This window comes from Streptomyces sp. B5E4 (assembly GCF_039871555.1).
GTDB lineage: Bacteria > Actinomycetota > Actinomycetes > Streptomycetales > Streptomycetaceae > Streptomyces.
The window spans coordinates 181,767-193,625 of the sequence record NZ_JBDPMI010000008.1; the positions used below are offsets into that span (position 1 = coordinate 181,767).

General features: G+C 76.9%; 4 protein-coding genes. All 4 read right to left on the reverse strand.

From position 1 onward, the window contains the following. Positions 1-2: 2 nt before the first annotated feature. Entirely contained in the window at positions 3-1,397 is a 1,395-nt protein-coding gene (locus ABGA99_RS13765; protein WP_347577474.1) for an acyl-CoA dehydrogenase, read from the reverse strand. After that, positions 1,394-1,618, reverse strand: a complete 225-nt coding sequence (locus tag ABGA99_RS13770) for an MbtH family protein (protein ID WP_347577475.1) — start codon at positions 1,616-1,618, stop codon at positions 1,394-1,396. Before ABGA99_RS13770 ends, ABGA99_RS13765 begins: the two co-directional genes overlap by 4 nt. A gap of 97 nt (positions 1,619-1,715) precedes the next feature. Continuing rightward, entirely contained in the window at positions 1,716-4,118 is a 2,403-nt protein-coding gene (locus ABGA99_RS13775) for an ATP-binding cassette domain-containing protein (protein ID WP_347582730.1), read from the reverse strand. Between the two features lie 21 nt (positions 4,119-4,139). Then, positions 4,140-11,786 (reverse strand): amino acid adenylation domain-containing protein, encoded by a 7,647-nt coding sequence (locus ABGA99_RS13780; RefSeq protein ID WP_347582731.1) that lies wholly within the window; start codon positions 11,784-11,786, stop codon positions 4,140-4,142. Positions 11,787-11,859: the final 73 nt, after the last annotated feature.

Genomic DNA, 11,859 nt, shown 5'->3' on the forward strand with positions numbered 1-11,859 from the left:
GCTCACACCCGCCGCTGGCGCACCACCCGCCCACCCGCCCGGGGACCTTCGAGCAGCGAGTGCGCCAGCACGCTGTACAGGACGTCGTTCGGGCCGTCGGCGATACGGAGCCCGCGGATGTCGCGGAGGCGCTTTTCCATCGGGGTGTGGCACGTGTACCCGTCACTGCCGTGGAGTTGGAGACCGAGGTCGACCGCGCGGTACGAAGCGTCCGTGGCCAGGGCCTTCGCCGCCGAGCAGGCCGCCACGTCGACGCCCTCGGCGTCCCGGTCGAGGCCCTCCAGCAGCGAGAAGCACCAGGCGGTGGCCGCCCGCAGCTCCGCCGCCGCGGTACCGAGCCGGGACGCCACGGACGGGATGCTCGCCAGCGGCGTCCTGCCGACGCTGCGCCGGCGGGTGCGTGCCATCGCCTCGTCGATCGCGGCGCCGGCCGCGCCCAGGCAGAGAAGCGCCATCATCAGCCGCCAGCCGGCGAAGTGCGTGTCGAAGATCCGGCGGCCGTCACCCGGGGCGCCGAGCAGCCGGTCGCGTGCGATCCGTACGCCGTCGAAGTGCAGATGGCCCAGGCTCCAGCCGCGCAGGCCCAGCGGGGCGGCCGTCTGGGTGCGCACGCCGGGGGCGTCCATCGGCAGCCAGAGCGCCGACAGCGGCACCTCCCGCAGATCCGCGCGGGCACCGGCGCCGGCGTCCTCCGCGGTCAGGGCGGCGGCCACCTCGGGCCCGACCACCTTGCAGAAGACCACGAAGCCGACGGCCTCCTCGACCCGGCTCACCAGCCCCTTGGTGCCCGACAGGACCAGGTGGTCGCCGTGGTCGACCGCCACGGTGCGCAGGCCGCGCAGATCCGAGCCGGAGTGCGGCTCGCTGGAGGCGACGCCCGCCAACTCGCCGCGCTCGACCACCCGGTCGCGTACCGCCAGGGCAACGGCGGGCGGGCCGTAGCGCAGGGCCATCGCGCCGTGGCCGGAGCTGAAGACCTCGCGCGCGTCGCAGTCGCGCCGTCCGGCCAGGAACATCGCGAGCCCCTGCGCCACCCGCTCCAGCCCCGGGGGCACGGCCGCGCCCCGGCCCCTGCCGGGCGTGCGGCCGACGCCGTCGCGGGGATTCCCGCCGCCGCCCGGCGCGGCCACGTCGAAGCCGGTCAGGCCGGCACGGGCGGCGTGCCCGCGCAGGTCGAGCCAGGGCGGCCGGGCCGCTTCCTCCGTGACGGGTTCGGGCAGATGCCGGTCGAGGAAGTCGGTGACGCGGGCGGCGAAGTCCGCGAGCGCGGGATGGCGGGCCAGGACGGCGCGGAGTTCCGGGCAGGGCACGTACGGGCCGCCGGCAGGCGGGAGTTCGCGGGCGGGGCGGGCCGGCGCGGATCCGGTCGGTGCCGAGGCGGCCGGCGGCGGTGTCATCGGCCACCGTCCCCGGTCTCGGCGAGGCTGCGCGGCCGCATGTCGGTCCACGTCCTCTCGACGTACTTAAGGCACGCCTGCCGGGTGTCCTCGGGAAGGGCGACGCCCCAGCCCTGCGGTACGTCGGCGAAGGCCGGCCAGAGCGAATGCTCGCCCTCGTCGTTGACGAGCACCAGGAAACGGGCTTCGTCGTCCTCGAACGGATTGGTCGCGTGCGTCATTCCACGCTCCTGGTTCTCAACGGACGTTCATTGTCTCGGTTCAGCGGCATTTCTTGAGGGTCAGCGTGTCGGTACCACCCGAAGGAATGACCACCTGCTAAGTGAGGACCGGCCCGCCGGACTGGAGCTTCCACAGCGAGCTGTAGACGCCGCCGAGCGCGACCAGTTCGTCGTGCGTCCCGCGCTCCGCGACCACTCCCCCGGAGCCCATGACGTAGATGCGGTCCGCGCACTGGACGGTGGAGAGCCGGTGGGCGATGACGAGCATCGTGCGGTCGGTGCCGAAGACCGCAAGGGCCCGCTGGATGGTGGCCTCGGTCTCGTTGTCCACGGCGGACGTGGCCTCGTCGAGGATGACGACCGGCGGATCGCGCAGGACGGTACGGGCCAGCGCGATCCGCTGCCGCTGCCCGCCGGAGAGCGCCGCTCCCCGCTCGCCGACCCGGGTGTCGTAGCCGTCGGGGAGGCCGTCGATGAACGTGTGCGCTCCCGCCGTGCGGGCGGCGGCGACGAGTTGGGCCTCGGTGGCGTGGAAGGTGCCGTAGCGGATGTTCTCCGCGATGGTCGCGTCGAAGAGGAACGGCTCCTGGGTGACGTACCCGATCGCCCGGCGCAGGTCGGGCAGGGCCAGGGTGCGCACGTCGGTGCCGTCGAGCAGCACCTGCCCCTGCCCGGGGTGGCGGAAGCGCATCAGGAGCTTGGCGATCGTGGTCTTGCCCGCGCCGGTGGTGCCGACGAGGGCGGTGGTCCGGCCGGGCGGGATGGTCAGCGAGGTGTCGCGCAGCACGGGAGCGCGGCCGGGGTAGGCGAAGGTCACCTTCCGCAGCTCGATCCGCCCGCGCAGGCTGCGCAGCGGCAGTTCCCGGCCCGCGGCGGCCGGGCCGTCCGCCCCGGCCGGCCCGGCCGGTTCCACGGGCAGTTCGTGCAGCCGCTCGATCCGCTCCAGGGCGGCCAGGGTGCGCTGGTAGTGGTCGGAGGCGCTGCCCACGCGGGAGAGCTTCAGCATGGCGATGCCCGGGAGTTCGATCAGCGGGCCGAACGCCGCGGTCGCCAGCTCGCCCCGCAGCACGGCCCGCCCGCCCAGCAGCACCGTGCCCACCAGCGCCGAGCCGCCGGCCAGCCGCAGGATCTGCGGCGGCAGCGCGGCGCTGCGGCCGGCGGACCTGTTGGCCTCGCTGCACCGGCCGTTCAGCTCGCCGATACGGGCGATCTCGTGCGCCTCCGTCGTCGCGGACTTGATGGTGGTGTGGGCGTGCAGGTTCTCGGTCACCCGGCTGTTGAGCTGCGCCCGGCGCTCGCCGCACGCGGCGGTGTCGGCCACCGCGCGCTCGTGGAAGCGGAACGACAGCCAGGCCACGAGCGGGATCGGCGCGAACGCGATCCAGGCGAGCTGCGGCGCGAGCAGCAGGAACATCGGGACGAGCAGCGCCAGTCCCGCGCCCATCTGCACGACGTCGTGCATGTTCGTGCCGACGAACGTGCCGAGCTGGCCGATGTCCTCGGCCAGCACGGCGTTGACGCGGCTGACGCGCTCGTTCTCCAGGTCGGCCGGCGCCACGCTCTGGACGTGGGCGTAGGTACGGATGCGCCAGTCGTCCTCGACGTCCTGGGCCACCCCGCGCCAGGCGACACCGGCGGCGTAGCCGGTGCCCGCCATGACGGCGCAGGCGAGCGCGCCGGCGGCGGCGAGGGTGCCCAGTTGGGCGGAGATGCCGGCGATGCCGTACCGGGTCAGGGTGGCGCTGCCGCCGCGCGCGACCAGCAGCACGATCGACGGGGTGAGCGCGAAGAGCGCCATCTCCGCCAGCGTGGAGAGGGCCGAAAGCAGCGCCGCCATGCCGAACTTGCGCCGGTGCCGCCCGACGATGCGTCTCACGGCGTGCCGCCGCGGGCCTGCCCCGTCCGGCCCCTCACGGGCCCGGTCCGTTCTGCGCCAGGCGCGCCGGACGACGACGGCCGTCGCCGCGGCGGCCGCGCCGAGGGTGAGCAGGGGGCGTCGGAGGAACCGCAGCAGCAGCGGCCCGCCGGCGAGCGCCGCCGCTGCCGCGCAGCCGAGGCCCAGGATCCGGGGCAGCCGGCGGGCGGTCCCTCCGGCGCCGCGCGGGGGGCGGGCTTCGGGAAGGCACGCGGGCGGGGCGGCTGGCTCGGTGCCCAGGGCGTTGGCGGCGGGCGTGTGCAGGGCCGTGCACACGCGGTCGACCGCGAGGTGCAGCAACCGGGCGGCGTCGCGCGGGCCGAGGGTGTGGTCGTGCCGCAGGAGCACCCGGCCGGTGACCGGGTTGACGCGTACGTCCTCGATGCCGGGCGACTGCCGCAGCGACGCCTCCGCGACCCGGGCGAGACCGGGCCTGCCGCGGAAGAGGTCGACTTCCCAGCGCTGCCGCCCGGGCAGGATCGAGCGCGGCCGCGGCGCGGCGCGGCCGCCGGTCCGGGTTCGGGCGTGCGGAGCCGCCACGGCCACGCCATTGGCGTGGGGGCCTGCGGCCAGGGTCGAGGTCATCGGATGCCACCACCGGTTCTCTCAAGCGGTGCGCCGCGGCGGCGGCGCGGACGGTCGGTCTCGTACGACAGGCGCGTGCCAGCGCTTCATGAAGGTCCAGTACGCATCGACGTCGGCCTCGCCGACGTCCGGGATCCCGACCCCGTACCGCCGCAGTCGCGCAACCGTCCTGCCGTTGTCGAACACCGGGTGGGCTCCGGTGCCGGCCGACCGGGCCAGGTCCTCCAGGTATTCGCGGTACGGCGCGATCGGCAGCTCCCGGCCGCCCGTGCCGGCCGCGCGCAGGCGCCGCAGCCACGCGGCGAGGGGGACCGCCGCGGAGCGCGTCCCGTACAGCCGGTCGTGACCGGCCATGAGGACGCCGGGGCCGGTGCGGCGCGGGTGGTGGAGGTGGTGGACGGCACCCGGGCCGCCGTCGTCCCGCAGCACCAGCGCGACGACGGCGCGGGCGAGGACGTCGACGGGGAGCAGCGCCTCGTCGAGCGCCGGCTCGGCCGGGTGGCAGCCGAGTTCCGCGCAGCTCACCAGGAGCCGGGAGAACATGTCGTCACGGTTGACGGCGCCGGTCGCGGAGTGCGCCCAGATGCGGCCCAGGCGGTGGATGCCGCCGCTCGCGCCGCGGGCGAACGCCCGCTCCACCAGCCGGTCGGCGACCCACTTGCTCGCGGAGTAGCCCTTGCCGTACGGGTGTTGCTCGCCGCCGGTCGCCGACTCCTCGGTGACGGGCGCGGCGTCGGTGCCGTACGCCCGGAACACCCCGAGGGTCGACAGGTGGTGGAACGCCTTCGGCCGCCCCTCCGCGGCAAGACCCAGCAGGGTGCGGGTGCCCTCGACGTTGGCCGGCTTGAGCCGGGCGTACGGCGAGACGTGGTGGACGCGGGCGCCCGCGTGCACGATCGTGTCGACGCCGTCACGCAGCCGGGCCCAGTCCTCCGGCCCCGCGCCGAGGTCGACGGCGCCGAGGTCGCCCGGGACGGCGACGGTCCTCGGGTCACCGGCCGCGGCGTCGAGGTCGTACGCGCGCAGCGCCGCCGCCAGCCGCTCGCGCGCCTCGGCGGGGGCCCCCGCCCGCACGAGGCAGTGCACCCGGGCCGTCGTGGCGCGCAGCAACTCGGCGAGCAGGAAGGCTCCGACGAAGCCGGTGGCGCCGGTCAGCAGCACCTCGCGCGGGCCGCCGGGCGGCGGCGGGGCGGCGGTGAACCGCAGTGCGGGGCTGAGCTTCGCCTCGGTGTCCGGCACCCAGGAGGGCGCGGCCCGCGGTCCTTCGGCGCCGAGCTGCCGGGCGAGTCCGGCCGGGGTGGGGGCCTCCAGGAGGGCCGAGAGGCCGAAGGGGACGGCGAGCCGTTCGCCGATGCGCGCAGCGAGCCGGGTGGCGAGCAGCGAGTGGCCGCCGAGCGCGAAGAAGTCGTCGTCGACGCCGACCGCCGGCAGCTCAAGCGCTTCGGCGAACAGCTCGCAGAGGACCTTCTCGTACGGGGTGCGCGGGGGCCGGCCGGCGCCGGGGGACCCGGTGGTGCCCGGGTCCGGCAGGGCGCGGCGGTCGAGTTTGCCGTTGGGCGTCAGCGGCAGCGCGGGCAGCGACACGACCGCGGCCGGTACGGCGTGGGCGGGCAGCCGCGCGCGGACGAAGGCGCGCAGCGCGTCCGGGTCGGGCTCGCCGGCGGCGGGCACCGCGTAGGCGACGAGCCGGGTGTCCCCGCGGTGGTCTGCGCGGGCGGTCACCGCGGCGCGGGCGACGGCGGGGTGGGCGGCGAGGGCCGCTTCGACCTCGCCGGGTTCGACGCGGTGGCCGCGGATCTTGACCTGGTCGTCGGCGCGCCCGGCGAAGTCGAGCCGGCCGTCGCGGCGGGGCCGGGCGAGGTCCCCGGTGCGGTACATCCGCGTACCCGGCGGGCCGTACGGGTCGGCCACGAACCGCAGGGCCGTCTCGCCGGGGCGGCGCAGATAGCCGCGCGCCAGCCCGGCCCCGGCGACGTACAGCTCGCCGGTCACACCGGGCGGCACCGGCCGCAGCGCGGCGTCCAGGACGTACGCGCGGGCGCCGGGCACGGGCCGGCCGAGTACGGGCGTGCCGTCGTCGGCCAGCCGCGCCTGCACGCAGTCGACGGTGCACTCGGTGGGCCCGTACATGTTGTGGGCGGTCAGCCCGGGGACCGCGCGCAGCTCGCGCCACAGCTCCGCCGGCAGCGCCTCGCCGCCGAGGACGGCGAGGGCGGGCCGACGGTGCCCGTCCGCGAACAGGCCGCGGTCGCAGAGGACTCGCATGTACGAGGGCGTGACGTCGACGCTGTCGATGCGCCGTTCCGCCAGCCACGCCACGAGGCGGTCCGCGTCCGTCCACGTGCCGTCGTCCGGCACGTGCAGCTCGTGGCCGCAGGCGAGGGCCGCGAGCTGCCCCCAGGAGGCGTCGAAGGACACCGAGGCGGTCAGCGCGACCCGCAGCGGCCTGCCGCCGGCGCGCCTCGCCGCCGGGCCGAAGACCTGCTCCCGGTACCGCTCCGCGACGGCGGCGACGCTCGCGTGCCGCGCGACGACGCCCTTGGGCGCACCGGTCGAGCCGGAGGTGTAGATGACGTACGCCGGGTGGCCGGGCCGCGGGCCGGGGGCGGGTTCCGTCCCGGGCAGGCGCGCCAGTTCGGCGGCCGATTCCGGGGCGTCGAGCAGCAGTCGCGGGAGGCCGGCGCCGAGGGTCCCGGCGGAGGCGGTGGCGGTGTCCGTGAGCAGCAGCACCGGGCGGGCGTCGGCCACCATGGCGGCCAGGCGCGCGACGGGGTAGCCGGGGTCGAGGGGCAGGTAGGCGGCGCCGGCCTTGAGGACCGCGAGCAGGGCCACCACGAGGTCGGCGGAGCGGGGCAGGGCGAGGGCCACGACGTCCTCGGGGCCTGCGCCGCGGGCGGAGAGCGCGTGCGCGAGCCGGTTGGCGCGGGCGTCGAGTCGGGCGTACGTCAGCTCCGTACCGCCCGCCGCAACGGCGACCGCCCCGGGAGTGGCGCGTACCCGTGCGGAGAACAGCTCGGTCAGCGTGCGCGCGGGCGGCGGCGCCGCGGGCCGGTCGCCGTCGCCGGCTGCGTCGCCGAGGAGGAGCCGGCGCTCGGCGTCGGAGAGGACGTCGATGCGGCTCATCGGCAGCCCGGGATCGGCCGCCGCCGCCCGCAGCAGGCGCACCCAGCGGTCCGCGAACTCCTGCACCGTGGCGCGGTCGAAGAGGTCGGTGGCGTAGTCGAGGGTGCCGGTCAGGCCGAGGGGCTCGCCCCTCGCGGAGCGCTGTTCGCCGATGCCGATGTCCAGGTCGAACTTGGCGGTCCGCGTGGGCACCCTGATCCGGGACGTGCGCAGCCCCGGGAGCGTGAACTCCGCGGTCTCGTCGGCGTCGACGGACAGCGCGACCTGGAACAGCGGGTGCCGGCCCGGGGAGCGGGGCGGGCCCAGCGCTTCGACGAGCCGCTCGAAGGGCACGTCCTGGTGGGCGTACGCGGCCAGTGCGGTGTCCCGTACGCGCTCCAGCAGCTCCGCGAAGGCCGGGTCGCCCGAGGTGTCGGTGCGCAGCACCAGCGTGTTGACGAAGAAGCCCACGAGGTCGTCCAGCGCCTGGTCGGTACGGCCGGCGATCACGCTGCCGACGGGCAGGTCGGTGCCCGCGCCGAGCTTCGTGAGCAGCGCCGCGAGGCCCGCGTGCAGCACCATGAACAGGCTGGCGCCCGAGCGGCTGCCCATGTCCGCGAGCGCCGCGTGCAGTTCGGCGTCGATGTGCAGCCGGACCCGGCCGCCCGCGTACGAGGCGACGGCGGGCCGGGGCCGGTCGCGGGGCAGGGCGATCTCGTCGGGCAGGCCGGCGAGCGCCGACGTCCAGTGGGCGAGCTGGCGGTGCAGCAGACCGTCCGGGTCGTCGGGGGCGCCGAGGAGGCGGCGCTGCCAGAGGGCGTAGTCGGTGTAACGGACCGGCAGCGGCGCCCAGTCGGGCTCCCGGCCGCGCACGCGGGCGGCGTACGCGGTCGCCAGGTCGCGGGTGAGCGGGGTCATGGACCAGCCGTCGGCGGCGATGTGGTGGACGACGAGGCACAGCACGGACTCGGCGGGGCCGAGCACGAACAGCTCGGCGCGCAGCGGTGGTTCGACGGCCAGGTCGAAGGCGTAGCGTACGGCCTCCGTCAGCTTCCGCCGCAGCTCCGCGGCGCCGGCCACCTCGGTCACGGGCAGCGCGGGCCGGGCCGCGGCGGCGCCGAGGATCCGCTGCCGCGGCCCGGCGCCGTTGTCGCCGGTGTCGCCGGTGTCGGGGAAGACGGTGCGCAGGCACTCGTGCCGGGCCACGACGTCGCCCAGCGCCCGTTCCAGCGCGTCCCGGTCGATCGCGCCGGTGAACCGCTGCGCGAGGGGAATGTTGTACGTGGCCGCCGGGCCCTCGGCGCGGTGCAGGAACCACAGCCGCCGCTGCGCGTACGACAGCGGCGCGGCCGCCGGCCGTGGCGCCGCGGTGAGCGCGGGCCGGGCCGGGCCGGCGCCGTCGAGCCGGGCCGCCAGCCGGGCGGCGGTCGGCGCCTCGAACAGGGCGCTGAGCGCGAGGTCGGCGCCGAGGGCGGTGCGGATCCTGGCCACCAGGCGGATCGCCTGCAGCGAGTGCCCGCCGGCGGCGAAGAAGTCGGTGTCCGCGCCGACCCGGGGCAGGCCGAGCACGTCGGCGAACAACTCGCACAGCAGCCGCTCGCGCGGGGTGCGCGGCGGCGTGCCGGCGGCCTCGCCGGGGTCCTGCTCCGGGGCGGGCAGGGCGTCGCGGTCGATCTTCCCGTTGGCGTTGAGCGGCAGGTCGCCGAGCATGACGAACGCCGCCGGCACCATGAAGGCGGGCAGCCGGGCGCGCAGGCGCGCGCGCAGCACGGGCGCGCTCAGTCCGTCCTCGGCGGCCACGACGTACGCGACGAGCCGCAGCTCGCCGGCCGGCGGGTCGCGGCGGGCGAGAACCGCCGCCCGGTCGACGCCGGGGCAGGCGAGCAGCTCCGCCTCGACCTCCTCCTGCTCGATGCGGAAGCCGCGGATCTTGACCTGGCGGTCGGCACGGCCGACGTAGTCCACCTGTCCGTCGGCGCGCCAGCGCACCACGTCCCCGGTCCGGTACATCCGGGTGCCGGGCGGGCCGTACGGGTCGGCCACGAACCGCACGGCCGTCAGCCCCGGCCGGCGCAGATAGCCGCGGGCCAGGGACACGCCGGCGATGTACAACTCGCCGGCGGCGCCCACGGGTACGGGCCGCAGCGCGCCGTCCAGGACGTAGAGGCGGGTGCCGGAGTGCGGCCGGCCGATGGGCGGTGCGGTGCCGTCGGGCGTGAGCGGGAGACTGGTGGTCACCATCGCCGTGGTCTCGGTCGGCCCGTAGACGTTCACGAGCCGCCGGCCGGGGGCCCAGCGCACGACCAGCCCCGCCGGCACCGGCTCGCCGCCGACCGCGAGCGTCGTCACGGGGCTGTCCGGCTCGGCGACCGCCGCGAGCGCGGAGGGCGGCACGAAGGCGTGGGTGATGCCGAAGCCGGGGTCGGTGAGGACGGCCAGCGGGTCGTCGGCGGGGGCGAGCACGAGCGTGGCGCCGGTGAGGAGGGCGACGCACATCTCCCAGGTGCAGGCGTCGAAGCTGGGCGAGGCCAACTGCGGGAAGCGGCTGCCGGGGGTGATCCGCAGCCGCTCGGTGTGGAACGCGACCAGCGACGCGACGCCCGTGTGCGGCACCACTACGCCCTTGGGGCGCCCGGTGGAGCCGGAGGTGTAGATCACGTACGCCGGGCGGCGGGGGTCGACGGCGACGCCCGGGTCGGTGGCGGGCTGACCGGCGGCCAGTCCGGCGAGGGTGCGCGGGTCGTCCAGGACCAGCGCGGGGCGGGCGTCGGCGAGCATGAACTCCCGCCGCGCGGGCGGGTATCCGGGGTCGACCGGCAGATAGGCGGCGCCGGCCTTCAGCACGGCGAGTTCGGCGACGACCAGGTCCGCCGAGCGCGGCAGCACGAGCGCGACGACGTCCTCCGGTCCGATCCCGCGGGCCGCCAGCGCGTGCGCCAGCCGGTTGGCGCGGGCGTTCAGCTCCGCGTACGACAGGGTGGTGCCGTCGGACTCCAGGGCGGGCGCCCGGGGCGTCCGGCGCACCTGCGCCTCGAAGAGCGCCGCCACCGGTGCGGCGGGCGCGGCGGCCGCGGTGGCGTCGCCGAGCGCGAGCAGATGCCGCCGCTCGTCCGCGGGCAGCGCGTCGAGCCGGCCGACGGGGAGGTCCGGGTCGGCGTCCGCCAGACGTGCGACGGCGTCCAGCAGCCGCCGCTGGGCGTCCGCCAGCTCCGCCGTGCCGTACGCGCCGGGCGTGGCGTGCAGCCGCATGTGCGGGCCGGTGCCGTCCCGGCGGTCCCACACCATGATCATGAGGTCGGCGGCCAGCGGGAACGACAGGTTGTGGGCGGTGCAGCGGTGGCCGGCGAAGGAGATGTCGTAGTCGAAGCCGATGAGGTTGACCATCGGCGCGTACGCGGTGCCGGGGCCGCGGGACAGGCCGAGGTCGCGGTGGAGGTCCTCGGCGCGGTAGCGCTGGTGCTCGACGGCTTCGCGCATGCGCGCGTCGACCTGGGCGAGGAAGTCCCGCACCGGCATGCCGGGCCGCACGGACAGACGTACGGGAACGCTGTTGGCCAGCATCCCCGGGGTGGCGCGGGAGGACGGTCCCGTCCGGCCGGCAACGGTCAGGCCGACGACGACGTCGCGGGCGCCGGTGCGGTGGTGCTCGTGCAGCGCGACGGCGGCGAACACCAGGCGGAAGCGGGAGATCCCGGCGCGCCGGGCCGCGGCGCGCAGCGCCCTCGGGCGCAGCAGCGGCAGCAGCGGGGTGCGGGGCACGGGCGGGCGCGCGGGATCCCCCGCCGCCGGCTCCCGCGCCGCGGTCTCCCCGGCCGCCGGCCGCTGCTGCGGCAGCGGCGCGCCCGGGTCGGCGCCGGTGCCCGCGTCGACCGCGGCGGCCCGCGTCCAGCCGGCCAGCCGGCGGGTCCAGTAGGCCCGGTCCGCGGCCCGGCCCGCCGACTCCTGGTACGCGCGGTCGGCCCGGACCAGCGCCGCCAGCGGGCCGAAGGGCGAGGGGCCCGGGTCCCGGCCCGCCGCGAGAGCCGTGTAGACCTCGGCGACGCGGCGGGCCACCAGCGCGTAGCCGAAGGCGTCGACGGCCGCGTGGTGGTACGTGTGATACCACCAGAACCGGTCAGGACCGAGCTTGAGCAGCGCGAAGCTGAACAGCGGCCCCGCCGCCAGGTCCATCGGCCGGGCCATGTCGGCGTCGGCCCATGCCCGCCCGGCCGCCTCGGGGTCGGGTGCGCCGCTCAGGTCGACGAAGGCGAGCGTCCACGGCAGTTCGGGCGCCAGTACCTGCACGGGACCGTCCGCGCCCGGCACCAGCCGTACGCGCAACGCGTCGGCCTCGCCGACGACATGGTGCAGCGCCGCCTCGAACAGGTCCGGCTCCACCGGCCCGTCGATCGCCAGGTACTCGCCGAGCCGCAGGGCGGACCGGTGCCGCGGGAAGCGCTGCTCGGCGAGCCACACCTCCCGCTGCCCCGCGGTCACCGGCAGGGTGTCCGCCGGTGTATCGGCCGGCCGGTCGCGGGGCGGCGCGCCGGCGCCGCCGTGCGCTGCGGAGACCTGGCTGCGGGACAACGGCGTACCTCCTGCTGGTGCCGGCAATCGCTGCTGGAGAACGGTGGCTTGGGGCCCTTCGGCCCGGGGAGGA

Bases quoted from the DNA above. Each gene is read 5' to 3' on its own strand.
- ABGA99_RS13765 (WP_347577474.1), bottom strand. From the start codon at position 1,397: ATGACACCGCCGCCGGCCGCCTCGGCACCGACCGGATCCGCGCCGGCC.
- ABGA99_RS13770 (WP_347577475.1), bottom strand. From the start codon at position 1,618: ATGACGCACGCGACCAATCCGTTCGAGGACGACGAAGCCCGTTTCCTG.
- ABGA99_RS13775 (WP_347582730.1), bottom strand. From the start codon at position 4,118: ATGACCTCGACCCTGGCCGCAGGCCCCCACGCCAATGGCGTGGCCGTG.